This is a genomic window from Kitasatospora kazusensis, from assembly GCF_039529945.1.
In the GTDB taxonomy this organism is placed as follows: Bacteria; Actinomycetota; Actinomycetes; order Streptomycetales; family Streptomycetaceae; genus Kitasatospora; species Kitasatospora kazusensis.
In genome coordinates, this window is sequence record NZ_BAAANT010000031.1 from 19,177 (window position 1) to 45,196 (window position 26,020).

General features: G+C 71.8%; 20 protein-coding genes. 7 read left to right on the forward strand and 13 right to left on the reverse strand.

Going from position 1 to position 26,020, the window contains the following annotated elements:
- Positions 1-13 precede the first annotated feature (13 nt).
- Positions 14-2,170: a DUF8189 domain-containing protein gene (locus ABD330_RS22990; protein WP_344467844.1), complete on the reverse strand. Its 2,157-nt coding sequence runs from the start codon at positions 2,168-2,170 to the stop codon at positions 14-16.
- 212 nt (positions 2,171-2,382) lie between these two features.
- Between ABD330_RS22990 and ABD330_RS22995 the strand changes: the two genes are divergently transcribed.
- A complete protein-coding gene (locus tag ABD330_RS22995; RefSeq protein WP_344467845.1) occupies positions 2,383-4,497 on the forward strand; it encodes a DUF8189 domain-containing protein in 2,115 nt (704 codons plus the stop codon).
- A 137-nt stretch (positions 4,498-4,634) separates the two neighbouring features.
- Positions 4,635-5,786, forward strand: coding sequence for an acyltransferase family protein (locus tag ABD330_RS23000; RefSeq protein ID WP_344467846.1), 1,152 nt, complete (start codon positions 4,635-4,637; stop codon positions 5,784-5,786).
- Positions 5,787-5,891: 105 nt separating this feature from the next.
- On the opposite strand, the gene ABD330_RS23005 is transcribed toward ABD330_RS23000, so the two are convergent.
- Positions 5,892-6,119, reverse strand: a complete 228-nt coding sequence (locus ABD330_RS23005; RefSeq protein WP_344467847.1) for a hypothetical protein — start codon at positions 6,117-6,119, stop codon at positions 5,892-5,894.
- A 367-nt stretch (positions 6,120-6,486) separates the two neighbouring features.
- On the opposite strand from ABD330_RS23005, the gene ABD330_RS23010 reads away from it, so the two are divergent.
- A complete protein-coding gene (locus ABD330_RS23010) occupies positions 6,487-6,690 on the forward strand; it encodes a cold-shock protein (RefSeq protein WP_034090357.1) in 204 nt (67 codons plus the stop codon).
- Between the two features lie 138 nt (positions 6,691-6,828).
- On the opposite strand, the gene ABD330_RS23015 is transcribed toward ABD330_RS23010, so the two are convergent.
- The 11 genes from ABD330_RS23015 to ABD330_RS23065 form a co-directional block, all read right to left on the reverse strand.
- A complete protein-coding gene (locus ABD330_RS23015; protein ID WP_425555616.1) occupies positions 6,829-8,613 on the reverse strand; it encodes a cholesterol oxidase substrate-binding domain-containing protein in 1,785 nt (594 codons plus the stop codon).
- A gap of 194 nt (positions 8,614-8,807) precedes the next feature.
- Positions 8,808-9,368, reverse strand: a complete 561-nt coding sequence (locus ABD330_RS23020) for a TetR/AcrR family transcriptional regulator (RefSeq protein ID WP_344467849.1) — start codon at positions 9,366-9,368, stop codon at positions 8,808-8,810.
- Positions 9,365-10,837 (reverse strand): MFS transporter, encoded by a 1,473-nt coding sequence (locus ABD330_RS23025; RefSeq protein WP_344467850.1) that lies wholly within the window; start codon positions 10,835-10,837, stop codon positions 9,365-9,367. Before ABD330_RS23025 ends, ABD330_RS23020 begins: the two co-directional genes overlap by 4 nt.
- 538 nt (positions 10,838-11,375) lie before the next feature.
- Complete coding sequence (locus ABD330_RS23030; protein ID WP_344467851.1) at positions 11,376-12,050, reverse strand: response regulator; 675 nt, start codon at positions 12,048-12,050, stop codon at positions 11,376-11,378.
- Positions 12,047-14,662, reverse strand: coding sequence for an ATP-binding protein (locus ABD330_RS23035; RefSeq protein WP_344467852.1), 2,616 nt, complete (start codon positions 14,660-14,662; stop codon positions 12,047-12,049). The genes ABD330_RS23030 and ABD330_RS23035 overlap by 4 nt, the downstream gene beginning before the upstream one ends.
- A 176-nt stretch (positions 14,663-14,838) precedes the next feature.
- Positions 14,839-15,474, reverse strand: coding sequence for a K(+)-transporting ATPase subunit C (gene kdpC, locus ABD330_RS23040; RefSeq protein ID WP_344467853.1), 636 nt, complete (start codon positions 15,472-15,474; stop codon positions 14,839-14,841).
- A 19-nt stretch (positions 15,475-15,493) separates the two neighbouring features.
- Positions 15,494-17,605, reverse strand: a complete 2,112-nt coding sequence (kdpB, locus tag ABD330_RS23045; protein WP_344467854.1) for a potassium-transporting ATPase subunit KdpB — start codon at positions 17,603-17,605, stop codon at positions 15,494-15,496.
- The gene (gene kdpA / locus ABD330_RS23050) at positions 17,605-19,266 is read right to left on the reverse strand and encodes a potassium-transporting ATPase subunit KdpA (RefSeq protein ID WP_344467855.1); all 1,662 of its coding nucleotides are present in this window, start codon (positions 19,264-19,266) and stop codon (positions 17,605-17,607) included. The genes kdpB and kdpA overlap by 1 nt, the downstream gene beginning before the upstream one ends.
- 76 nt (positions 19,267-19,342) lie before the next feature.
- Positions 19,343-19,432, reverse strand: a complete 90-nt coding sequence (kdpF, locus tag ABD330_RS23055) for a K(+)-transporting ATPase subunit F (RefSeq protein WP_344467856.1) — start codon at positions 19,430-19,432, stop codon at positions 19,343-19,345.
- A 402-nt stretch (positions 19,433-19,834) separates the two neighbouring features.
- Positions 19,835-21,868 carry an APC family permease gene (locus ABD330_RS23060; RefSeq protein ID WP_425555614.1) on the reverse strand — a complete coding sequence of 678 codons (2,034 nt, stop codon included), beginning with the start codon at positions 21,866-21,868 and terminating at the stop codon, positions 19,835-19,837.
- Between the two features lie 235 nt (positions 21,869-22,103).
- Complete coding sequence (locus ABD330_RS23065) at positions 22,104-22,691, reverse strand: MarR family winged helix-turn-helix transcriptional regulator (RefSeq protein ID WP_344467857.1); 588 nt, start codon at positions 22,689-22,691, stop codon at positions 22,104-22,106.
- A 28-nt stretch (positions 22,692-22,719) separates the two neighbouring features.
- Between ABD330_RS23065 and ABD330_RS23070 the strand changes: the two genes are divergently transcribed.
- From ABD330_RS23070 to ABD330_RS23085, 4 genes are all read left to right on the forward strand, one after another.
- On the forward strand, positions 22,720-23,283 hold the full coding sequence (locus tag ABD330_RS23070) for a carboxymuconolactone decarboxylase family protein (protein WP_344467858.1): 564 nt from the start codon (positions 22,720-22,722) through the stop codon (positions 23,281-23,283).
- 128 nt (positions 23,284-23,411) lie between these two features.
- Positions 23,412-23,990, forward strand: a complete 579-nt coding sequence (locus ABD330_RS23075; protein ID WP_344467859.1) for a hypothetical protein — start codon at positions 23,412-23,414, stop codon at positions 23,988-23,990.
- Between the two features lie 212 nt (positions 23,991-24,202).
- Positions 24,203-24,898, forward strand: coding sequence for a TNT domain-containing protein (locus ABD330_RS23080; RefSeq protein WP_344467860.1), 696 nt, complete (start codon positions 24,203-24,205; stop codon positions 24,896-24,898).
- Positions 24,899-25,021: 123 nt separating this feature from the next.
- Positions 25,022-25,933, forward strand: a complete 912-nt coding sequence (locus ABD330_RS23085) for a phosphatidylinositol-specific phospholipase C (protein ID WP_344467861.1) — start codon at positions 25,022-25,024, stop codon at positions 25,931-25,933.
- Positions 25,934-26,020: the final 87 nt, after the last annotated feature.

Sequence of the window (26,020 nt, forward strand, 5' to 3'; positions counted from 1 at the left end):
CAATGCGGATGCCTCAGAGCGTCTTCCAGGCCCCGAAACCCGCGTCCCCCGCCGCCGTGCTGTAGCGCCCGACGCCCCCCGCGACCGAGCCGTAGCGGGCCACCCGGGGGTGACCGTCCGCGCCGAGCACCGCGACCACCGGCGTCCCGTCCTGGCTCAGTGCGAGCGACGCACTCCGCAGGACGGTGACGTCGCCGAGCGCGGGCCACTGCGCGGAGCCGTCCCGGCCCACCAGTCCGTGCGCCGCGAGGTCCGTGCCGAGCCGGACGGAGAGCGCGTCGCCGACGTCCTTGCCCAAGCGCCAGAGTGTCGCGACCGGGCCCACCCCGTCGCCGCCGGCCAGGTCGACGGGCTGCTCCGACCAGTCGCCGTCCGGCTTCTGCTGGCGGACCGCCCGTACCACCGCCGTGTCCGCCTGCCGGTAGAACAGCGCGATCGCGCCGTCCTCCGCCTCGACCACCGTCACCCGGCCCGAGGCCACCGGACCGGTGGCGGGCACCGACGCCACGGACTTCAGGTCGGCACCGGGCGACGCCTGCCGCCAGCCCTGCACCCCGTGCTTGTCCGCCGCGTACACCTCGACCCGGCCGTCCGTGCGGCCGAATGCGGTGGGACCGTCCTGGAGTTCGGTGCCACCGAGGCTCGTCCAGTCGCCCCACTCCCCACTGGCGTCCTCGACGACGGCGCTCAGCCCCTGGTCGTAGTTGCGGACGAAGACGTGCAGCCGCCCGTCCCCGTCGGCTGCCGCGGTGGGCACCCCGATCTCGTGCTGCTCCCGCTCGCCGGTGTCCGGGCCGCCGAGCGGCTGCCACTTGCCGAAGTCCGCGGCGCCTGCCTCCCGGACGGCCCGCACGACCTCCAATCGGGCCTCGCCCCCCGACACCTCCGTCCGCCGCAGGGTGACCAGGTGCACCCGGCCGTCCCGGCCGGCCACCGCGTTGACCACCGGCAGCATCCAGCCGCCGTCGCGCCCGGCGTCGATCAGGGTCGGGCCCGTCCAGTCGTCCTTGCCGGCCGTCCGCTCCTGCCAGCCGACCACGCGCCCCGCCAGTACCGCGTACAGCGAGAGCCGCCCGTCGGCGGCGCGCACGAGCCAGTTGGTGGTGGGCTCGTGCCGCAGCTTGGTGCTGTAGATGTGGGTGCTGCGCACCGGGTTGGGGCCGAGCTGGTAGTCGCCGCAGTTGTGCGCGGGGCACGGGCGGCCGTCGTAGCCCGCGTAGGTCTTGATGAGGGTGGCTTTCGCGGCCACATCGGCGACCGAGAGGTTGTACGGCCAGATGCGGTTCGCGTAACCCCGGTAGTGGTCGACGGCCGGCGTCGCGCCGGTGCGGTCCCGGTGCGTCGCCACCGCATGCAGGGTGAACCGGGCGACTGCCGTGTGGTCCCGGTGATCCGAGACGACGTACCCGCTCTCCCGCGAGTCGTGCTCGGGGTCGGGATCGAGGGTCCGCACCACGGTAGGTGCGCATTTCTCCAGGATGTCGACCAGCCCTGCCAACAACTGGTCCTTCGAAACGGTCTGGACCTCGTTCACCGGAGAGCCGGGCACCGGCAGAGTCGACTGCTGCGGCATCGCACCGGACCAGAGCTCGGACAGGGCGAGGTTCGGATTCTGGGCGGTCTCCGGCCCCTTGCGCAGGTTGAGGTAGTACACGCTGACGGTCGGACGGGCGATCAGCGTGCAGCGCTCCACCTGGAGCCCGCCCGCAAGGGCGACCACGTCGGTCCGCCATGGGGAGTCGGCGTTCCCGGTCGCCATCCGGGCGTACGCGGAACGGTGACCGTTGTGCCTGGCGCCGCTGTAACCCGCGTAGTCGACCGGGAGCCGGTCACGCTTCGAGTCCGACGTGTCGACGTTGATGCCGTCGCCCTCGCCGGCGGTTATCAGCACCGTCGCGACCTTGGACCCCCGGGACACCGTTCGCTGCACACCGGGATTCATGAAGTAGAGGTCGTCGTCGGGGTGGGCGATGACCTGGACGAACGAGAGCTGCGCGGCCTGCGGGAAGGCAGAGGTCTCATCGGTGGGAGCAGGCGCCACCTTGGCGAACGGATCCTCCGCCCGCCCGCTGATGACCGACCAGGCCGCACCCGCCACTCCGGCCAGACCGGTGGTCACCGCAGCCGCCAGTACTGCCCGCCTGGTGGCGGCCCGTTCGAGAATCCCCATGGGCAAACATCCTAAGTAGTGGACCTTCCTCCTCCGGAAGCAGGTCACCGACCGTACGTCACCGACCAGGCACGGAAGGAGCCCCCGTGTTCGAACGGACCGCTCTTTCTCCTATCATGAACGGCCGGTGAAGACCGTCGCCCCTACCAGTGGCGGCGCACCACCGGACCGACCCAGGGCCCGATCAAGGACCGACCAGGGAGAGCAGCGCCATGTCCAGCAGCCTGCCGTATGACAGCTCGGCGACCCCGGGCGGTTCCACCCCGCGCAAGTCCCTGCTCCGCCGGGTCTTCTCGAACTCCCCGCGCGCTCTCAAGCCCGGCCCGAACTCCTCGGCGCTGCACCTGTGGACCGATCCGGGGACGATCGTCCAGATCGTCGCCCACCCCGACGACGACCTCTACTTCATCAACCCCGACGTCCGGCGCGCCGTCGAGTCCGGTGGCACCGTGGTCACCGTGGTGCTGACCGCCGCCGAGAGCGACGGTGTCAACCTGGACACCGGCTACTGGGCGCGCAAGAACGCCAAGCCCGACTACGCCACGTACAGCCGCGCCCGGCACAACGGCCTGCGCCGCGCGTACGCCCGGATGGCGACCGGCGACCCGGACAGCCCCTGGCACCGGGAGCTGGTGCAGCTGACCGACAACGTCGCCATGGAGTGCGACATCCTGAGTGCCTGTCAGCAACTGCGGCTCTGCCTGTTCCAGGTGTCGCACAGTCTGCGCGGCGAGCGGAACACGCCGTCCGGCGCGGTGCACGGCCTCTCGACCATGTGGCGCCGCGAGACGGCCGAGGCCTCGACCCTGGTGGTCGCCGACTCGCCGGTCACCCACCCGCAGGTGTTCGGCCACGAGGACGTGACCCAGGCGCTGGCCCGGCTGCTGGAGGTCTACCGGCCGACGGTGGTCCGCACCCTGGACCCGGACCCGGAGCACGACGGCGGCCACAAGGACAGCCACGTCGAGTCCGACCACCACGAGCACACCGCGACCGCGCAGTACGCCCTGGAGGCCGTCCGGCGCTACCGCGAGGAGACCGGGATCGCACCGGTGCTGGAGCACTACCGGGCGTACGCCAACCGGTTCTGGGCCTACAACCTGAGCCACCGGGCCGCCTCGGAGAAGGCCGAGCTGCTCAACACGTACGCCGGCGCGGACGGCGTCCCCGACCCCGGCGCCGACCTCGGGGACTTCCAGCTCGGCCCCAACCCGTACCGCAGCACCCACCTGTTCAGCACCGCGTACCGCTACGCCCCGACCACCTCCTGGCTGGTCCGGCAGAGCAACGGCCTGCTGGCCGCCTTCGCGGTCCAGGGCGGACAGGTTGTGCACTGGGACGAGCAGCCGGAGACCGGGGACTGGGACGGCCCGCACACCCTGGACGGCGACTGGATCGCCCCGAGCCTCGCGGTGGTGGCCGGCCGGGACGGGCGCACCCACCTGGTCGGGCTGCGCCGGACCAACGACGACACCGGCTTCCCGACCGTCGACCTGGTGCACCGGGTGCGGAACGCGCCCGGTGAGCCGTTCGGCGGCTGGGTCTCGATCGGCAACCCGGACGCCGGCGAGGAGGACCGGCGCCGCCAGCGCGAGCTCGGGGTCCCGGCGGCGGCGGCCGACGCGACCGGGCGGCTGCACGTCTTCGCCCGCAACTTCGCGCAGGGCATGAGCCGCATCATCGAGGAGCCGGACCGGAGCTGGGGCAAGTGGTTCGGCATCGGCGGTGACTTCCTGCAGGACGCGCCGGTCGCGCTGACCACCGCGAGCGGCCGGGTCGAGCTGTACGTGCCCGGCAAGCAGACCATCAGGCGCTGGTACCAGGCGACGCCCTCCAGTCAGCTGCTGCGCGACGACAAGCTGACCAGCATGCCCGCGGCGAGCGGCGGCATCACCGCCGTCGAGGCCGAGCCGGACCGCATCACGCTGTACTTCCGGCAGGCCGGCACCGCACAGGTGATGGCCTACCGCCAGCAGCCCCAGCAGAAGGGCTGGCCGGGCCGCTCGGCCGGGCTCGGCGGCCACGACGGCACCGGCCCGATCGCCGTCGTCCCCGTCCCGCGCCGCAGCGCGGGCGACGTCCTGCTGGCGCACCGCAACGCGGCCGGTTCCCTCACCGTCTCGCTCCCCCCGGCCCCCGACGCACCCGGCCGGCCCGGACCGCAGTGGCACGACCTGAGCGGCTCGGTCACCTACGCCCCCGCCGCCGCCCTCGACGCGGCGGGCCACGCCGTCCTCGCCGTCATCGGCACCGACGGCCGCCTGCACGTCGCCCGCCAGACCACCGGCGACCTGGACAGCCCCTTCAGCCCCTGGCTGACAGTCTGAGCGCACGGCGAGCGCACGGCCCCGAGCGCGAGCAACCCGTATGCCCACCAGTCGGTGACCGGTACAGCCCAGCCGCCCTGAGCAGACCAGTTCGTAGCTCTGCCACCGACGAGCACCGTCTTCAAGAAGGATCCCCTGTGTCGACCCCAGTCCTGCCCTCACCGGCAGCGGCCCATCCGCCCGAAAGTCCCGAGCCCGCCCCGAGCCCGGTGCCACCGCGCCCCGGGCGGATCGCGGTGCTCGACGGCATCCGGCTGCTGGCCGCCCTGATGGTGGTCTCGTACCACTACATGGCCATCGGCGGCGGCTGGACCTCCTCCGTCACCAAGCTCTTCCCGCGCGGCCACCTGCCCGCGTCGTACGGCTGGCTCGGAGTCGAGCTCTTCTTCGTCATCAGCGGCTTCGTCATCTGCATGAGCTGTTGGGGCAAGCCGGTCGGCGAGTTCTTCGTGTCACGGGTGACACGGCTCTACCCGGCCTACTGGGTCGGCATCATCGCGACGACCGCAGTGGTCATCCTCGTCCCGGGCGGGCTGACCCCGCGGAGCTGGCCGGAGATCCTGACCAACTTCACGATGCTCCAGCAGCCCCTCAACTCCCGGGACGTCGACGCGGTCTACTGGACGCTGGCCGCGGAGCTGCACTTCTACCTGCTGATGGCGGTCGTCGCGTGGCGTGGCCTCACCTACCGGAAGATCGTGGTCTTCTGCTTCGGCTGGGCCATAGCCAGCGCCGCGCTGATCAAATGGGACGACGGGCCGCTCAAGCAGATGGTCATGCCTGCCTACAGCTGGTACTTCATCGCGGGCATGGCCTTCTACCTGATGTACCGCTACAGGCCCAACCTGCTGCTGACCGGCATCGTCGCCACCTGCTTCCTCGCCGCACAGCGCTTCGCCCTCATCCAGCTCGGACGCGAGGAGCACAGCATGGGGCGGAACGTCCCGGAGTGGCCGGTCACCGTGATCCTTGCCGTGTGCTTCGGGCTGATGGCCCTCGTCGCCACGGGAAGGCTCTCCTGGATCAAGTGGCGCTGGCTCCCCGTCGCCGGGGCCATCACCTACCCCCTGTACCTGCTGCACGAGTACATCGGCTGGGAGATCTTCCGCAACTTGCAGGGCCACTACCCCGTGTACGCCGTCCTCGGCGGGACCGTGCTGCTCATGCTGCTGGTCTCCTACCTGGTACACGTGCTCGTCGAGCGCCCGCTGTCGGCCTGGATGAGGCCCCGGCTGCGTGCGGCCGTCGAGCAGGCCCGCACAGCGAGCCGACAGGTCGTCCGGCCGTAGCCGGGAACGGGCCCGCGTGCAGCATCCGGATGCTGCACGCGGGCCCGTTCCGGTGCCGGGGCCGTGCCGTCCCCGCGCTCCGAGGAGCTCTCCTGGAGCTTCTCGTCAGAGCTTGAAGAGCTTGGTGTACGGCGAGAGGACACGGACCTGGCGGCCGCAGAAGTCGACGAGGACGGCGATGTCGCCGGCCCCCTCCACTCCGACGGTGCGGCCGAGGCCGTGCACGTCGTGGGAGACGCGGTCGCCCACGGCGAAGTGCTTCGGGGGTGCCGGGACCGGCGTTTTGAAGGGGCTGGTGGGCAGGGGACGCCGGACCGCGGCTGATTTCGTCATCAGGACCAGTATGCGCCCGAAACCACTGGCACCAGCCCTGCCCGGTGGTAACGGATTTGAATGCCCATCGGAATATCTGCTTGATGCACGGACCAGCCCGGAGGGGTAGCCCCTCAGACGGTGACCTCCGGCACCCCAGGACGGCCGACACACCCGATCTGGAGTCGAACCTCCCGTTCCGGCTCGCGGCCTGCTACAGTCGGTACCAGTTGCAGTTGTGGTTCCCATGAACTTTTGTGTGCGCCTGCTGGTTGTGACCACCAGGCGCATTTCTGTTTCCCCGGCTTTTTCGGGGCGGGTCATCATTGCGGCTAAGCGAAGCCCGTGAATTGCGGGTTTTGGACAGCCCCTTGAAGGAGAAATTTTTATGGCTACTGGCACCGTGAAGTGGTTCAACGCGGAAAAGGGCTTTGGCTTCATCGAGCAGGACGGTGGCGGCGCTGACGTGTTCGCCCACTACTCGAACATCAACGCCCAGGGCTTCCGCGAGCTGCTTGAGGGCCAGAAGGTCGAGTTCGACGTCACGCAGGGCCAGAAGGGCCCGCAGGCCGAGAACATTCGCCCGCTCTGATTTGTAGCACCGCGGTCCGGGTCTGACCCGAACCGCACCTGAAGGGCCCGTACCGTGTTCGCACGGTACGGGCCCTTCGCCATGCCCGGGGCGGTTCCCGCCGGGGCGCGGAGCCCGCGCCCGCGCCCCGGCGGAGCCCTACCGCAGCAGCCCGTCGAGGAAGGGGTTGCCGAACACGCGGTGCGGGTCGTAGCGGTCGAGGGTGGCGACGGCCTCGTCCCAGCCGGGGCCGCCGCCCGCCCGGAGGGCGTCGGGGATGGTGCGGCCGAGGATGTCCGGGTCCGCCCAGGCGGCGTCGGCGGTGTAGGCCCAGCCCTTGGACCACTCGACCCGCAGGCCGGCCCGGGTGCCGTCGCACAGACCCAGCAGGTACTGCTCGATGTCGCGGCAGAACCGGTGCAGGCCCGGAGTCCCCGGGAGGGTGAGGATGTCCAGCCAGATGGCGGTGTCCCACTCCGGCCGGTCCGCGCGCGGGCGCAGCGCGGAGAGCAGCGGCGGGCGGGCGCCGGGCACCCCGGCGGCGGCCGGGTCGTCCAGGCCGGTGACGCGGATCTCCACCGCGCCGTTCATCGGGAACTCGCCCCGGCCCTGGTACTGCTCCAGCAGCCCCTGGTAGAAGGTGGTGAACTGGTTGACCACCCACTGGATGTCGGCCCGGCGGGCCAGGATCGCGTAGCCGTTGGCCGTCACCCGCAGGGTGGTGGGCCGGACGTAGTGGAGCAGGTGGCGGGACGCGCCCCACAGGTCGGAGCTCAGGCCGCCGCCCAGCAGGTGGGCGAGGGCGTCCCCGCTCAGCAGGTTGCGCAGCAGGCTGCCGGAGAGCAGCAGGTCGGTGAGGTCCCCGGTGAGGCCGATGGTGGTGACCAGGTACTGGAGCTGGCCGAAGGTCGGCGCCAACCCCCAGGAACCGCCGACCAGTTGGCCGGCCAGTTCGGCGACCGGCTGCGGGATGTTGTCGGAGAACGGGTAGTTGTACGGCGTGGTGACGTGGTGGGTGAACCACGGCTGCTCGGGGGTGACCTCCCAGGTCTTCAGCCAGGGGTTGGCGGTGAAGGCGAACCAGATCGCCTCGGCCCGGCCCGTGCGCGCGACGAAGTCGGCGAGGGTGCGGCCGCCGGAGGTGCCGGGCGCGGCGAACAGGTCGGTGGCCGGGATGTCGACCCGGCTGACGCAGCGCAGGTTCTGGTCAGCGCCGACCCGGAGCACCACCTCGGTGAGGAAGGCCCGGCCCAGGTGGACCAGGAAGGCGGCGCTGTCCGCCTCGGACCGGTCGAAGGTGCGCAGCACGTAGTGACCGGCCGTGCCGTCCCAGACCACGGCGGTCAGCGAGGTGACCTGGTTGCTCAGGCTGCCGAAGCCGTGGCCGGGCGGCGGCGTCTCGCCCACGGCGGGGACGGCGGTGCCGTGCCCGCCGATGGCGAGCGCCCCGCCCACGCTGAGGTCACCGGGTGCCGGGCAGGCGGTGAAGCCGAGCCCGTGGTCCGTGAGGAAGGCGAGCAGGTCCTCCATCGACGCGCCGGTCTGCACCCGCACCGAGGAGCCGTCGGCGAGCGAGACGGCGGTGAGGTGGGCGGTGGTGTCGACCAGCAGCACCTGGGCCGAGGCGGGCGTGGCGTCCGCGACGGTGAGCGGCGCCCAGCCGTGCCGGTGGCCCTGCGCGCGCAGCCGCCAGCCGTTGGCCTCGGCCCAGCCGGCGAGGTCGGCCACCTGCTGCGGGGTGCTCGGGGCGCACGTCCAGAGCGCGTCGGTACGGATCTCGCCGGCCCAGTTCTCGTACACCTGCTGGTACGCCGCGATCCCGTCCGGCAGCGCGGGCGGCGCGGTGCCCACCGCCTGCGCGCTGTCCGCCCCGACCACGCCGCGCAGGATCCAGGCCGCACCGCCGAGCGCGGCGGAGGCCGCCAGCAGCCCCCGCCGCGTCATCCCGCCCGTGCCGCCCGTGCCGCCCGCACTGTCCGTGCCACCTGTGCCGCCCGTGCCGGCTCGTCCGTCCGCCATGCCCCGCCCCCAGCTGCCGTGCCGTCAGTTCTGTCGTACCGGCACGACCCTAGAGCAGCGAACGGACGGTCGTGACTCGAACTGATCAACAGCACTCGATCGGGTGACGTCCGGGCACTTCAGCTTCGCGGCAGGACTCCGCCGAGCAGGTCGCGGACCAGGAGCAGGAGTTCGTCCGGTCCGGCCTCGGCCAGCTGGTCGAAGGCGCCGCTGCCACGGCCGAGCATCACGCCGACGAAGGCCGCGACCGCGAGTTCGGCGCGGAGCCGGGGGCGGTCCAGGCCGGAGCGGGTGAAGTGGTCGGTGAGGGGGGCGACCAGGCGGTCGTGGAGCTGGGTGCGGGCCGTGTCCTGGACGACCGGGTCGTCGTACGGCTGGACCGCGACCCGGTAGGCGGGGCCGGGGCCGCGCCGCAGGACGCCGTCGAGCAGCATCCGCAGCCGGTCCTCGTCGAGCAGGTCGGCCGGTGGGGCGGAGCCGAACTCGGCCTCCATCGCGGCGACGTAGAGCTGGGTCTTGCCGCCGTAGTAGCGGGCGATCAGGGTGGGGTCGACGCCCGCGCGCTCGCCGATCTCGCGGGTGGTGGTGCGGTCGAAGCCGCGCTCGGTGAACAGCTCCACCGCCGCCTGGAGCAGGAGTTCGCGGCTGCGGGCCGAGTCCCGCCGCCGGGCCGGCGTCACCGGGTCGCCCCTACCGCGCGCTGCTGCACAACCGACTCCTCGTCCCGCTCGGACCGGACGGCGGTGCGCCGCCGGGGCAGGACGATGGTAACCACGGTGGCGGCCACCCACACCGCACACCCGAGCAGCGCGGCGGCGGTGTACCCGGCGCCGGACGGGAGCAGCCGCCCGGGCGAGGTGTGGGCCTGCAGCACCGCCGCGCTCAGCGCGCTGCCGGTGGAGTAGCCGACGTAGCGCAGCACCTGGTTGAAGCCGATCGCACTGCCGGTCTCCCCCGCCGGGACGGCCCCGACGATCAGGCCCGGCATCACGGCGAAGGTGCAGCCGACGCCGAGCCCTGCGATCCCCATCGCGAGCAACAGCTCCCAGAGGCCGTCCCGGGCGAAGGCGAAGGTGAGCAGCGCGAGCAGCGAGACCACGCAGCCGATCGGCAGCACCAGGGCCGAGGAGGTGCGGCGGGCCAGCACCGGGACCACCTTGCTGGCGGCGACGCTGGTGATCGAGAACGGGAGCAGGATCAGCCCGGTGACGACGATGGAGGTGCCGAAGCCGTACCCGGCGGTGACCGGGGTCTGCACGAAGCGGGTGACCAGGGAGATCAGCAGGTAGATCGCCACCCCGGCGACCAGACCGGCCACGTCCGCGGTCAGCACCACGGGGTTGCGCAGCAGCCGGAGGTCGACCAGCGGGTGGGCGGTGCGCAGCTCGTGGAACGTCCACCAGCCGAGCAGGGCGACGGACGCCGCCGCCAGCGCCAGCAGCCGCGGCGAGGCCCAGCCCCAGACCTCGCCTTCACTGAGCACCAGCAGCATCCCGGCCAGCGCCGCCCCGAGCAGGACGGCGCCGAGCACGTCGAGCGGGCTGGGCGCCCGGCCGGCGGTGGACGGCAGGACGGTCGCGGCGGCGCCGAGCGCGAGCGCGGCGATCAGGGCGGCGAACCAGAACCCGGCGTGCACGCCGAAGGACTGCGAGATCAGCCCGGTCAGCGGGTAGCCGAGGCCGATGCCGGCCACGGTGGTGATCGAGAGCAGCGCGACGGCGGAGTGCGAGCGCCCGGCGGGCAGGGTGTCGCGGGCGGTGGCGATGGCGAGCGGCGTCAGGCCGAGGCCGACACCCTGCAACGCCCGGCCCGCCACCAGCCAGCCGAAGCCGAGCGGGAGCGCGGCGAGCACGCTGCCGAGCAGGACGACGACGGCGCCGCCGAGGATCACGGCGCGGCGCCGGGGCCCGTCGCCGAGCCGTCCCATCGCGGGGGTGGCGACCGCGCCGACCAGCAGCGTGATGGTCAGCGACCACTGGGCGTCGGACAGCGAGACGTGGTCCATGGCGGCGATGGTCGGGACCAGCGGTGCGCCGAGGCTGCTGATCACGGCGACCACCATGCCGAGGAACACCAGCACCGGCACCAGTGCGCGTTGCCGCCACTGCGGCTGGTCCGTCCAGGTCTCCACGGGTACTCCCAGAGTCATGTCATCAGCTGATGTCTTCAGATGATGACACACTGGGGGCGAGCTGGAAACGGCCGGGTACCGGCGGGTAGGCGTGCTGATGGGTACGGGCCGGTAGGAGCGCCGGCGGGTGCGGGCCGGTACGGGTGCCGGCGGGTCACGGCCGGTGACGGGCCGGTGGGGCGGGACGCGCGGCGCGGGTGCCCTGCCGGGCGTACCGGAACCCCGCCCCCCACGGCGGGTTCGTCTCCCCGGTACGCACTGTGGCCGGTGTGCCCGCCGCAGTGCCGCGCGTCCCCTCTCCCTCTTTTCACCTGGCCGCCGACGGTGTTCGCCGGCGTCGGAACGGTCCGCGACTCCCCCACGGAGCGGAACCGTTCCCTCGTCACCGACGCTATGCCCCGGAAGATCCCCGCCGGGGCTCCCTGACGCGGCCTTGGCGCGGCGGGCGCCAATCTTGACGCCCGCCCCCCGACGAACCCCGACGAACCCCGGCGAACCCCGGCGCGTCCGGGCCGCCACGCGCCGCCCGTCAGGCCTGGCAGGCCCGTCAGGCCCGTCAGGGCTGGTAGCGGTAGCCGATGCCCGGTTCGGTGACCAGGTGCCGGGGGCGCGCGGGGTCGGGTTCGAGTTTGCGGCGAAGACCCGCGAAGTAGACCCGGAGGTAGTTGCCGTGGTCCTCGTGCTCGGGGCCCCAGACCTCGCGGAGGATCTGGCGGCCGGGAACGAGCCGCCCGGGGGCGGCCAGCAGCAGGGTGAGGATCCGCCATTCGGTGGGGGTCAGCCGGACCGGACCGGCCGGGCCGGTCACGGTGTTCGCCGCGACGTCGACCTCGTACGCGCCCACCATGAGCCGGGGCTCGGGCTGCCCGACCGGCGGGCGCCGCAGGACGGCGCGCAGCCGGGCGAACAGTTCGTCCATCGAGAACGGTTTGGTGAGGTAGTCGTCGGCCCCGGCGTCGAGCGCGCGGACCTTGTCGGCCGAACTCTCCCGCCCGGACAGGACGATGATCGGCACCGGGCTCCAGGCGCGCAGGCCCAGGATGATGTCGATGCCGTCGAGATCGGGCAGCCCGAGGTCGAGCAGGACGGCGTCCGGGGTGTCACGGCTCGCCGACTCCAGCGCCGCGGCCCCCGTACCGGCCGTTAAAACGGAGTAGTGCCGGGCGTGCAGGTTGATCCTGAGCGCGCGGAGCAGCTGCGGCTCGTCGTCGACGACCAGGATGTGGCTCACTCCACGACCTCCACGAACTCGGCACTCCCAGCGCTCCCAACGTCCTCAGCACCCTCAGCGGCCTCGGTGGCCCCCACAGGAGCGGCTGGCCCACCCGCCGCCGGCAGGGTCAGCAGCATGGTGGTGCCGCCGCCTGGGGTGTCCTCGACCTCCAGCGAGCCGCCCATCGCCTCGGCGAGGCCGCGGGAGAGCGCGAGCCCGAGGCCCACGCCGGTGGTGTTGTCGGTGTCGCCGAGGCGCTGGAAGGGCAGGAAGACGCGGTCCCGGTCCTCGGGCGCGATGCCGGGCCCACGGTCGACGACCCGGATCTCCACCCGGTCGGCATGGCTGCTGGCGGCGACCAGGACGGGTGCGCCGGGGGCGTTGTGGCGCAGGGCGTTGGTGATGACGTTGGCCAGCACCCGTTCCAGCAGCGGCGGGTCGGCGAGCACCGCCGGAGCGGTGTCGAGGTCGAGCGGCTGGACCGGCGCGTCCGGATCGGCCAGCGAGTCCAGGGCGCGCGGGAGCACCTCGTCGAGGTGGGTCTCGGCCAGGTGCAGGGTCAGGACGCCGGCCTGGAGGCGGCTCATGTCGAGCAGGTTGTCGACCAGGCCGGTCAGCTTGACCAGCGACTCGTCGGCGGTGGCGAGCAGTTCGGCCTGGTCCTCCGGGGAGAACTCGACGTCGGGGCTGCGCAGCGAGCCGACCGAGGCGCGGGCGGCGGCCAGCGGCGTCCGGAGGTCGTGGCTGACGGCGGCGAGCAGTGCGGTGCGCATCCGGTCGGCGGCCTTGATCGGTTCGACCTCGGCGGCGACGGTGGCCAGCCGGTCCCGCTCCAGCGCGGCGGCGACGTGGGCGGCGAACGCGGCCAGTACCCGCTGGTCGGCGGCGGGCAGGCGGCGGCCGGTCAGGACGAGCAGCGCGTCCGGCCCGGCCGGGACCTCGGTGGTCACCGGGTCGTCGGCGGGCGCGCCCGCCGACGGCCCGGAGTCGCTGCGGGCGAGCACCTCGCCGCCGGCTCGGGCCAGCAGGGCGACCGACTCCATCCCGAAGGCCGCCCGGGACTTCTCCAGCAGCGCGGGCAGGGCGTCCGCGCCGCGCAGCACGCTGCCGGCCAGGGTGGAGAGCGTCTCGGCCTCGGCGGTGGCGCGGGCGGCCCGCAGGGTGAGCCGGGTGGCGCGGTCGACCACGGTGGAGACGGTGAGCGCGACGGCAGCGAAGACCCCCAGCGCGATCACGTTGTTGGGTTCGTCGATGGTGAAGGTGTGGACCGGCGGGATGAAGTAGTAGTTGAGCAGCAGCGAGGCGATCAGCGAGGCCATCAGCGCGGAGACCGCGCCACCCAGCAGCGCTACCGCCACCACGCCGAGTTGGAAGATCAGGGCGACGGTGGTCAGGTTCAGCGAGTGCGGCTGCGAGAGCACGCCGGTGAGCAGGAACGGCAGCACCAGCCCGGAGCCGAAGCCCGCCATCGTGCGCCGCCTGGAGTGCCGGCGTCCGAGCGAGGGCAGTCGGCCGCGCCCGGTGAACTCGTGGGTGACCATGTGGACGTCGATGTCCTCGGACCGGTCGACGGTGGTCTCGCCGATGCCCGGGCCGGTCAGGAAGCGGTTGACCCGGCCGCGCCGGCTGGTGCCGAGGACGAGCTGGGTGGCGTCGTGCGCGCGGGCGAAGGCGAGCAGCGCGGTGGGGATGTCGTCGCCGACCACCACGTGGTAGCTGCCGCCGAGCGTCTCCACCAGCCGCCGCTGCTCGGCGAGGTTGCCGGGCGAGGCGCCGGCCAGGCCGTCGCTGCGGGTGATGTGGACGGCGAGCAGCTCGCCGCCGGCCGTCCGGTCCGCGATCCGCACGGCCCGGCGGACGAGGGTCTCGCCCTCGGGGCCGCCGGTGAGCGCGACCACCACGCGCTCGCGGGTCTCCCAGACCCGGTCGATGTTGTGGGTGGCCCGGTAGTCGCGCAGGCCCTCGTCCACCCGGCCCGCGACCCAGAGCAGGGCGAGCTCGCGCAGCGCGGTCAGGTTGCCGACCCGGAAGTAGTTGGAGAGCGCGGCGTCCACCTTCTCGGCCTTGTAGACGTTGCCATGGGCCATCCGTCGGCGCAGGGCCTGCGGGGCCATGTCGACCAGTTCGAGCTGGTCCGCGCGGCGGACCACCTCGTCGGGCACGGTCTCGCGCTGCGGGATGCCGGTGATCTTCTGGACGACGTCGTTCAACGACTCCAGGTGCTGGATGTTGACGGTGGTGATGACGTCGATGCCGGCCGCCAGCAGTTCCTCGATGTCCTGCCAGCGCTTGGCGTTGCGGCCGCCGGGGATGTTGGTGTGGGCGAGCTCGTCGACCAGCGCGACGGAGGGCCGGCGGGCGAGCAGCGCGTCGAGGTCCATCTCCTTGAACTCGGTGCCCCGGTAGGTGCGGGTGAGCCGGGGGACGACGTCGAGCCCCTGGAGCATGTTCTCGGTGTGGCGGCGTCCGTGGCACTCGATGTAGCCGACCGCCACCTCCGCGCCGCGCTCCTGTCTGCGCCGGGCCTCGTCGAGCATCCGGTACGTCTTGCCGACGCCCGGGGCCGAACCGAGGTACACCCTCAGCCTGCCGCGGCGGGTCAGGGAGCCGGGGGTGAGGTCGCGAGCCATGGGCGCTGCTCTTTCCTGCGAGGGCGGCGGACAGGACCGTTGCTGATCAGCTCAGCGCCGGTGCGGTGCGGGGTGTTCCGCGTACGGAACAGAATGCGGCCGACCGGCCCGGGTGCGGGGGTGTGCTCCCCCGCGCCCGGGCCGGTCGTTCACTCACTCAGCGGCGAGGTGGACCGTCACTTCGTCTCGCTGAGGGCCTTGTTGAGCAGGACCACGTTGACGCCGGCCTCGCCGAGGAAGCCGGCCGATCGGCCCTCGGTGTACGTGCCGACCAGCTTGGCCACGGTGTCCGCGGACAGGCCCCGGGCCTTGGCGACCCGGTTGACCTGCTCCTTGGCGTACGCGACCGAGATGTGCGGGTCCAGGCCCGAGCCGGAGGCGGTCAGCGCGTCGGCCGGCACGCTCGCCGGGTCGACCCCGTCGAACGCGGCGACGGCGGCACGGTCGTCGTTGACCTGCTTGAGCAGCACGTCGCTGTTCGGGCCGAGGTTCGAGGCACTGGAGCTCTTCGGGTCGTACCCCGTACCGGCGGCGGACGGACGCGGCTGGAACCACTTCGGGTCCGGCTGCGCCTGCTCCTTCGGGTCGTTCGGGTCCTTCTTGGGGAGGTTGAAGTTCTGGCCGAGCAGGCTCGACCCGATCTCCTTGCCGTCGGACTTCACGATCGACCCGTTCGCCTTGCCGCTGAACGCGACCTGGCTGATGCCGGTGACCAGCAGCGGGTAGGCGATCCCGAGGACCACGGTCATCACCAGCAGCATGCGCAGGGCGGTGAAGAGGTTGCGGACGGAGGTGGGCAGTGGCTTGGGCATGATGGCTTTCCTCCGTGTCTCAGCGCAGGCCGGGAATGAACTGGACGATCAGGTCGATCGCCTTGATGCCGATGAACGGCACGATCAGACCGCCGACGCCGTACACCAGGATGTTCCGGCGGAGCAGCGAACTGGCGTCGGACGGGCGGTACTTGACCCCGCGCAGGGCGAGCGGGATGAGGCCGATGATGACCAGGGCGTTAAAGATGATCGCCGAGGTGATCGCGGACTTGGGGCTGTGCAGGGCCATGATGTTGAGGTGGCTCAGGCCCGGGTAGACGCTGACGAACATCGCCGGGATGATCGCGAAGTACTTCGCGACGTCGTTGGCGATCGAGAAGGTGGTCAGCGCGCCACGGGTGATCAGGAGCTGCTTGCCGATCTCGACGATCTCGATCAGCTTGGTGGGGTTGGAGTCCAGGTCCACCATGTTGCCGGCCTCCTTGGCCGCCATGGTGCCGGTGTTCATCGCCACGCCGACGTCGGCCTGGGCGAGGGCCGGGGCGTCGTTGGTGCCGTCGCCGGTCATCGCGACCAGCTTGCCGCCCTCCTGCTCCTTCTTGATCAGGGCCATCTTGTCCTCGGGGGTGGCCTCGGCGAGGAAGTCGTCCACGCCGGCCTCGTCCGCGATCGCCTTGGCGGTCAGCGGGTTGTCGCCCGTGATCATGATGGTCTTGATGCCCATCCGGCGGAGCTCGTCGAAGCGCTCCTTCATGCCCTCCTTGACGACGTCCTTGAGGTAGATGACCCCCAGCGCCCGGGCCGCAGCGGCGCCGGCCTTGGAGGCGACCAGCAGCGGGGTGCCGCCGGCGGCGGAGATCCGGTCGACCAGCTCGGCGACGTCCTCGCCGACGGTGCCGCCGTTCTCGGTGACCCAGTTGGTCACCGACCCGGCCGCGCCCTTGCGCACCGAGTGCACGCCTTCCTCTTCCGCCAGGTCGACGCCGGACATCCGGGTCTGGGCGGTGAACGGGACCCAGGTGGCGTGCGCCAACTCGCCCTGGGCGCGGGCCCGCAGGCCGTACGCCGTCTTGGCCAGCACCACGATCGAGCGGCCCTCGGGGGTCTCGTCCGCGAGGGAGGAGAGCTGGGCGGCGTCGGCGAGCTCGTCGGTGCCGACCCCGGCGGCCGAGAGGAACTCGGCGGCCTGGCGGTTGCCGAGCGTGATGGTGCCGGTCTTGTCCAGCAGCAGTGTGTTGACGTCACCGGCGGCCTCGACGGCGCGGCCCGACATGGCGAGCACGTTGCGCTGCACCAGGCGGTCCATACCGGCGATGCCGATCGCGGAGAGCAGCGCGCCGATGGTGGTCGGGATGAGCGCGACGACCAGCGCGACCAGCACGATCAGCGTCTGCGGGGCTCCGGCGAAGCCGGCCATCGGCTGCAGGGCCGAGACGGTGACCAGGAAGACGATGGTGAGCGAGGCCAGCAGGATGTTGAGCGCGATCTCGTTCGGCGTCTTCTGCCGGGCCGCGCCCTCGACCAGGGCGATCATGCGGTCGATGAACGACTTGCCGGGCTCGGAGGCGATCTTCACGACGATCCGGTCGGACAGCACCTTGGTACCGCCGGTGACCGCGCTGCGGTCACCGCCGGACTCGCGGATGACCGGGGCGGACTCGCCGGTGATGGCCGACTCGTCCACCGAGGCGACACCCTCGACGACGTCGCCGTCGCCGGGGATGATCTCGCCGGCCTCGGCCACCACGTGGTCACCGAGCCGCAGCGCCGTACCGGGGACCTGCTCCTCGGCCTGCGAGGCGGGCCAGTCGAGCAGGCGGCGGGCCATCGTGTCGGTCTTGGTGCGGCGCAGCGTCTCGGCCTGCGCCTTGCCGCGGCCCTCGGCGACGGCCTCCGCCAGGTTGGCGAAGACGGTGGTCAGCCAGAGCCAGACGGTGATCGCCCAGGCGAACACGCTCGGGGTGGCGACGGCGGAGACGGTGGTGACCACCGAACCGACCTCGACCACGAACATGACCGGATTCTTGATCATGACGCGCGGGTCGAGCTTCTTCACCGCGTCCGGCAGGGCCGCCAGCAGCACCTTCGGGTCGAGCAGACCGCTGGAGACTCTGTGGGCCGGGGCGGCCCCGGTCTCTTCGACCGGAGCGGGGGAAAGGGTGGACGACATCAGTGGAGACCTTCCGCGATCGGCCCGAGAGCCAGGGCCGGGAAGTAGGTGAGGCCGACGACGATCAGGACGACGCCCGACAGCAGGCCCACGAACAGCGGCTTGTGGGTGGGCAGGGTGCCCTGGGTGGCGGGTACGGGCTGCTGCTGGGCGAGCGAGCCGGCCAGTGCCAGCACGAACACCATCGGCAGGAACCGGCCGAAGACCATCGCGAGGCCCAGCGCGGTGTCGTACCACTCGGTGTTGACGGTCAGACCGCCGAACGCGGACCCGTTGTTGTTGGCGGCCGAGGTGAAGGCGTACAGCACCTCGGAGAAGCCGTGCGCTCCGGAGTTCAGCATCGCCGCCCGTTCACCGGGCAGCGCCATCGCGACGCCGGTGCCGATCAGCACGATCGCCGGGGTGGTGAGGATGTACAGGGAGGCGAACTTCATCTCCCGGCCGCCGAGCTTCTTGCCCAGGTACTCGGGGGTGCGGCCGACCATCAGACCGGCCACGAAGACCGCGACGATCGCCAGGATCAGCATGCCGTAGAGGCCGGACCCGGTACCGCCGGGCGCGATCTCGCCGAGCATCATGTCGAAGATCGTCACACCGCCGCCGCCGGGGGTGAGCGAGTCGTGCGCCGCGTCGACCGCGCCGGTCGAGGTCAGCGTGGTGGAGGAGGCGAACAGGCTGGAGGCCCAGATGCCGAAGCGGACCTCCTTGCCCTCCATCGCCGAACCCGCCGCGGTCAGGGCGGCGCCGCCGTGGTGCGTCTCGAAGAAGGTGAGCAGCGAGGCCGAGGCGACCCAGAACAGGCCCATCACCGAGACGATCGCGTAGCCCTGGCGGTGGTCGCCGACCATCCTGCCGAAGGTCCGGGGCAGCGAGAACGAGATCACCAGCAGCAGGAAGATCTCCAGCCAGTTGGTGAAGCCGGTCGGGTTCTCGAACGGGTGGGCGGAGTTGGCGTTGAAGAAGCCGCCGCCGTTGGTGCCCAGCATCTTGATGACCTCCTGGGAGGCCACCGGTCCGCCCGGGATCGACTGGGTGTCGCCGGTGAGCGTGGTGACGTCGTGGAAGCCGTGGAAGTTCTGGATCATGCCGTTGGCGACCAGCACCAGCGCGAACACGACCGACAGCGGCAGCAGCAGGCGCAGCGTGATCCGGGTCATGTCGACCCAGAAGTTGCCGACCCGGTCGGTCCGGTTGCGGGTGAAGCCCCGGATCAGGGTGGCGACGATCGCGATGCCGACGGCGGCGGAGACGAAGTTCTGCACCGCGAGACCGGCCATCTGGACCACGTGGCCCATGGTCGACTCGCCGGCGTAGGACTGCCAGTTGGTGTTGGTGACGAAGGAGATCGCGGTGTTGAACGCGGTGTGCGGCTCGACGCCCTTGTTGCCCAGGCTCAGCGGCAGCAGGTTCTGCAGGCGCTGCAGGGCGTAGAGGAAGAGCACCGAGACGGCCGAGAAGGCCAGCACCGAGCGGAGGTAGACCGGCCAGCGCTGGTCGGCGTCACCGTCCACCCCGATGACCTTGTACAGGCCGCGTTCGACCCTGAGGTGCTTGGCGGTGGTCAGCAGCTTGGCGATGTAGTCGCCGAGGGGGCGGTAGCAGAGAGCCAGCGCGCCCACCAGGGCGAGGGCCTGCAACCAGCCGGCGAGAGTGGAGCTCATTCCCCCGCCTCGCTTCGCACGGTGCCGGCGCCGCCGGGCACGGTGTTCATGATTCTTTCGCTGCGCTCACTCATGCTCAGAACTTCTCCGGGTAGATCAATGCCACGACGAGGTAGCCGACGAGCGCGACGGCGACAAGCAGACCTGCGATGTTCTCGGCGCTCACAGCTTCTCCACCCCCCGTGCGATCAGGGCGATGACGGCGAACACGGCGACCGTGACACCGACGAAGATGAGATCGGGCATGAGTTCCACCCAGAGTGGTTTCAGGACCAGGCCGTGAACGGCCGGAACGGCCCGCACGGCGCCGGAGGAAGACCGGCTGGATCAGAACACCAGGTCGGAACCGCGCCAAGGCTCCCCCTGACGGGGTCCATACGGGTGACTGCGCGTCCTTGACGCCGCCTTGACACGCGCTTCACACATTCGAGACCCGGCCGCCCGGCGACGCGCGCCTGGAATGGGGGACGGGGAAGGCGCGAGGCGCTGGGTGCGCCGCCGCACCCACCGCCTCGCGCCGCCGTTCACGCCCCCCGCCGCCGCGTAGCCTGCTCCCCCGGCGGAGCCGCTACGCGCTGCCGGAGTCCTTGCCGCCACCCGAGCGGGCGGGCTCCCCTCGCCGCACCGAGCCCGGCGCCCGGCGGGCGGGGTGGTCGGCGCGCGGCGCGGAGGCGAGCTGCCAGGGCACGCTGATCACCATCACGCCGGGGGTGAAGAGCAGCCGGCTCTTCAGCCAGAGCGCCGACTGGTTGTGCAGCAGGTGCTCCCACCAGTGGCCGACCACGTACTCCGGGATGAAGACCGCGACGACGTCGCGCGGGGTGCTGCGCTTGACGGCCCGCACGTACGACACCACCGGCTTGGTGATCTCCCGGTACGGCGAGTCGAGCACCTTCAGCGGCACCTGGATGTCGAACTCGTTCCACTTCTCCCGCAGTTCGTCGGTGGAGTCCTTCTCCACCGCGACACTGAGCGCCTCCAGGGTGTCGGGCCGGAAGGCCTGGGCGTAACCGAGCGCCCGCAGGGTGGGCTTGTGGATCTTGGAGACCAGGACGATGCCGTGCACCTTCGCGGGCCGGACCGCCTCCGAGTGCGGGTCGTCGACGCTCAGCTCCTCCGCGACGGCGTCGTAGTGCCGCCGGATGCCCCGCATCATCCCGAACAGCACCAGGGCGGCGACCACCGCGAGCCAGGCGCCCTGGGTGAACTTGGTGAGCATCACGATCACCAGCACCAGCGCCGTGACGCAGGCGCCGAAGCCGTTGATCACCCGGGACCGGTGGGCGGCGTTGCGTGCCGCGGCGTCTGTCTCGGTGGCGAGCAGCTCGTTCCAGTGCCGGACCATGCCGATCTGGGAGAGCGTGAACGAGGTGAACACCCCGAGGATGTAGAGGTGGATCAGGTTGTTGACGCTCGCCTTGTACGCCCAGAGCAGCGCGATGTTCACCAGGGCGAGCGCGATGATGCCGTTGGAGAACGCCAGCCGGTCGCCACGGGTGTGCAACTGCCTCGGCAGGTACCGGTGCTGGGCGAGGATCGAGGCCAGCAGCGGGAAGCCGTTGAAGGCGGTGTTCGCGGCCAGCACCAGGACCAGCGCGGTCACCGCCTGGATGAAGTAGAACAGGACGGAGCGGTCCCCGCCGAAGATCGAGGCCGCCAGCTGGGCGATGACGGTCGGCTGCGAGGCGGTGCTGCAGTCGCCCGGGTAGCCCGCCAGCTGGCAGGTGTCGGTGGTCTTGTGCACCTTGGTGACGAGCGCCAGCGCGGTGATGCCGACGAACATCACCACGGCGGTGATTCCCATCGCCGCCATCGTGGTGGCGGCGTTCTTCGACTTCGGCGGCCGGAAGGCCGGCACACCGTTGGAGATCGCCTCGACGCCGGTCAGCGCCGTACAGCCGGAGGCGAAGGCCCGTAGCGCCAGCATGATCAGCCCGATGCCGGCCAGGGTGTTGTTGTGGTCGGTCGGGATGATGCGGTACTGCGCACTGGACGCCACCGGCGTATGTCCGAAGATCATCTTGATGAAGCCGGTGACCAGCATCAGCATGATGCCGCCGATGAACAGGTACGTCGGCGCCGCGAACGCGCGCCCCGACTCCCGTACGCCGCGCAGGTTCACCGCCGCGAGCAGCGCCACGAAGCCGACCGCCATCGCGACCCGACCGCCGCCGATGCTCGGGAAGGCGGAGATGATGTTGTCCACCCCGGAGGCGACGGAGACCGCGACGGTCATCACGTAGTCCACCAGCAGCGCGGCCGCCACCACCAGGCCCGGCCGGTCGCCGAGGTTCCGGGTCACCACCTCGTACGATCCACCGCCGTCCGGGTAGGCGTGCACGACCTGACGGTACGACAACACCACGACGGCCATCAGCGCGACGACCCCCGCCGCGATCCACGGGGTCAGGTAGAGGAACGCGGTGCCGCCGACGGTGAGGACCAGCAGGATCTCCTCGGTGGCATAGGCCACCGAGGAGAGCGGGTCGGAGGCGAAGATGGGCAGCGCCAGACGCTTGGGCAGCAGGGTCTCGCCCAGCTCTTCGCTGCGCATGGCCTGACCGATCACGAGACGCTTGAGCGCCTGGGGCAGATTGAACACATTCGCGAGCGTAAGCCGCAGGCACGGCCCCACCGGGGCGTGGCGCGCGCCACGGCGCCCGAAGTATCGAATATGCAGATCAGATCATCCATGTGGCGCAGTGCGGCAACCCCCGGGAGACGATCGAGCGCGCGAACGAGCGGGGTGGCGGGCGAACGGGCGGCCGGACAAGCGGCCCGACGGGCGGACCGGCCGGGCGGCCGGGCGGACCGGCCGCCGTCGGAGCCGCCAGCCGTCAGCCGCCGAACCACCCCGCCACGTCCAGCCGGATGCCGCCCGCCGGGACCATGGTGACCAGGTCGGTCTCCAGCGCGTCCAGCCGCTCGGCTCCCAGCGTCGCGGCCCAGTGCTCGTGCAGCTCCTCGAAGATCGCGGCCGACCGGGCCAGCGCGTCGACCCCGTGCGGGGTGAGCCGGACCAGCTTGCGCCGCCCGTCCTCAGGGTCGTCGGCCCGCTCGGCGTAGCCGAGTGCCGCCAGGCGGTCGACGGTCTTGCCGGCCGCCTGCTTGGAGACGCCGAGCCGTCGCCCGACCTCGGTGGCCGTCGCGCCGTCGCGCCCGATCGCCTGCATCGCGAATCCGTACGCCGGACGCACCTCGGGGTGGCCCTGCCGGGCCAGCTCCTCGTGCAGCTGGTCGATCAGCGAGCGGAAGCCGGCGAAGAGCAGCAGGGGCAGCGCGAAGCCCGGACGGCCCTGACTCTGGCCCTGGCCCTGGCCGGGCTTCCGCCCCTGGTTCCGGCCCGGCCGGGGCGTCGGACCGCCGGGCTGCCGGTGTTCGCCATTGCCATTTTCGACAACCTGGTTTACGGTTTCGTCAATCACGTTGTCGAGTTTACGCCAGGAGCACCCCATGAGCCTCTTCGTCGACCACACCCTCGCCTCCGCCCCGGCCGGCTCCCGCCGGTCCATGGAGGCCACCACCAAGCACCTGGGCCACCTCCCCTCCGCCGTCGGCAGGCTGGCCGAGTCGCCGCAGCTGCTCGAAGGCTTCCTCAAGCTCAGCGCGCTCTTCGAGTCCACCTCGCTGGCCCCGCTCGAACGGGAAGTACTCGTCATGACGATCGCGACCCGCAACGGCTGCCACCTCTGCGTGGCCATGCACACCGCGAAGCTGACCGGGCTGGGCGCCGACCCCGGGCTGATCGCCGCGCTGCGCGACCGGCAGCCGCTGGCCGACGTCCGGCTGGAGGCCGTCCGGGTCTTCACCCTGGAGGTCCTGGCCACCGCCGGCGCGGTCGAGGACGGCCCGCTCCAGGCCTTCCTGTCGCACGGCTACACGCCCCGGAGCGCCCTGGAGGTCGTGCTCGGCATCGGGACCTACACGCTGTCCACGCTCGCCAACCGGATGACCGGGGCCGTGACCGACGAGCAGCTGGCCCCCTTCGCGTGGCACGAGCACGAGCAGGCCGCCTGACCCGGTTCACCGTCAGGACACCGTCAGGACACCGCCGGTGCGGGCGGCCGGACAGTCAGCGAAGCGTCAGCAGGCGCAACGGGCGGCCCACTTCGGCGTATTGTCACAGCTGCCCAGAGCGGGTCACCGTGGACCCCTCGACGTTCTCCACCGCCCTCCGGAGCAGCAGCTGTGATCTGCGCAGACCCCGCACCCTTGGAGCCCCCCGCCGGGCGGCGCCGGTGGTGACGGTGCCCCGGCCGACGACCGGGGCGCCGTCGGGCCCGTCGCTCCCCCCGCCGCCCGCCGCCTCACCCCCCGCGCCGATCGGCCCACCGGTCGCCGCACCGGCCGCCACGCCGAGGGGCCTCGGGCGGCCGCTGCGGGCCCTGGCCCGGGTCAGCTACGGGCCGGTGCCGCTGGACTTCGAGCGGCTGGCCGAGCGGCTCCCCGCCGTCGAGTCGGGCCTGGCGCTGGCCGGCGACGCGGACCTGGAGCTGCACCTGGCCTGCGTCGACCAGCGCGAACTGCGCACCGTGGTCTCCGAACTCCGCCAGGCCGGGGCGGCCCGGGTCCAGGTGGAGCTGGTGCTCCGGCGGCTGACCCCCGGACGGCGGCCCGACCAGCCCGGACCGCCGCGGGCCCGTACGCCCGTCCAGACGGAACGCCTTCCGGCGCGGGCCGAACCGCCGGCCCTGCACGGCCACCCGCCCGACCAGCCCGCCTGACCCGGGACCGTACGGACCGGCCGGCCCGCACAAGCCTGTCCGTACCGCCCCGCCACGAGAGTGACGTGACGTCATATCCGGGCAACCGGAGTGGCAGTAGTTGACGTGGCAGTGGCAGGACCGATTTGATGATCGCTATCTGTGTCCGATCGGTCACTCTCGTTCCCTTTCGGGGTGACCTGTGTCAACGGCCCTGGCCATAGGGAGACTTGATGGGGATTCGACGGACTTTCGCGGCGGTCGGTGCGGCTGCGGCCCTGCTCACGGGGACCATGGCGGTCGGCGCGGCACCCGCATCCGCCGCGCCCACCGCACCCACAGCCGCCCAGTCGGCGGCCGCCACCCGGGCGGACGTCACTCCGGCGGACGAGTGCTCCACTGCGACCTTCCAGAACGACGCCCGGCTCGGGCCGGAGCAGCTGCCGACCCGGGGGCCGGTCGGCCGCGAGCTGTGGGGCTACCAGCGGACCGGCGGCCTGCCGGTGCAGAGCTTCCTGGCCACCTACTACGACTCGGCCGCCGGCTCCTGGAAGTACCCGCCGTCCAACGGCTACGTCCTGCTGCCGGACGGGCAGCCGCTGGAGATCCAGCAGACCCTCCAGCCCGGCCAGCGGATCGACCGGTTCGGCAGCGAGTACGGCTCGTTCCTGGCGCCGGAGGGCATTTCGTACGGGAGCCGCTCCATCCCGCCGCAGAGTCTGGTCAGCACCCCGGCCGCCACCTGCAACTACCACGACTACCAGGTCCTGAAGCCCTTCACGGTGGATGCCGGACCGATCGCGCCGTGGTTCGGCCAGCCCGGCTACGGCTGGCAGTACCAGCTGGACGCCACCCTGCTCCCCGGCAGCCCGACCCGGCTGAACGTGATGTGGCTGATCGACAACGGCTACCTGTCCCGGGTCGCCTGACCCACCGGCGGCGGCCCGCCCGGACGACCGTCCGGCGGGCCGCGCACGGGTCTATGCCTGACCTCTCCCGCTCCCGATAATGAGCATGGCAATCAGCCACGGGCGGAAGACGGGACCAGGCAGATGGATCTGACGGGCACTCGGTTGAGCCGGCGCACCCTGGGCCGGTCGGCGCTGGCACTGCTCACCACGGGCGGCTGGCTCGCCTCCGCAGGGCAGCCCGCCCGGGCGGCGGACCTGCCCGGCGGGTCGGACTGGCTGGGCGCGGTGCCCTCCGACAGCTACCTCTCCCGGCTCACCATCCCCGGCACGCACGACACCTGCTCGCTCTACGGCGGCCCGATCACGCAGACCCAGACGCTGTCGATACCCGACCAACTCGCGGCCGGTGCCCGGTTCTTCGACATCCGCTGCCGGGACATCAACGGCGTCTTCGCGATCCACCACAGCTCCTTCTTCCAGCACATCTTCTTCGGCGACGTGCTCAACCAGTGCCAGGACTTCCTGACCCGGCACCCACAGGAGACCGTGCTGATGCGGGTCAAGCAGGAGTACTCGACCGTCTCCGACGCGGACTTCCTCGCCGTCTTCGCGACCTACCAGGCGAACTGGCCCGGCCTGTTCTGGGCCGAGGACCGCATCCCGCAACTCGGCGAGGTGCGCGGCAAGGTGGTGGTGCTCGCCGACAACGCGGCCCTCCCGGGCATCCCGTGGGGCGGCGCGCGGACGGACATCGAGGACGACTACCAGATCGGCACGATCTTCGAGATCGCCTCCCGCAAGTGGCCCGAGACCTCAGCCCACCTGGACGCGGCCCGCGCCGCCACCGACCCGCAGAAGCTGTTCATCACCTTCACCTCCTCCTCCGGCTGGGGCCTGTGGCCGCAGCAGGCCGCCGAGGCGATGGCCCCCCGGCTCACCGGCTACCTGGGCTCGTTGGACCACTCCGCGCGGCCGGTGCTGGGTACCGTCCCGATGGACTTCGTCACCCCGGCCGCCCTCCGGCCGCTCTACGCCCTGAACTTCGGCGGGTAACGCGCGGGCGTCCGGCCGCGCACCGCGATCCGTCGACACCACGGACCCGAAGCGCCGAAGCGCCGAAACCCCGAAGTCCCGAAGTTC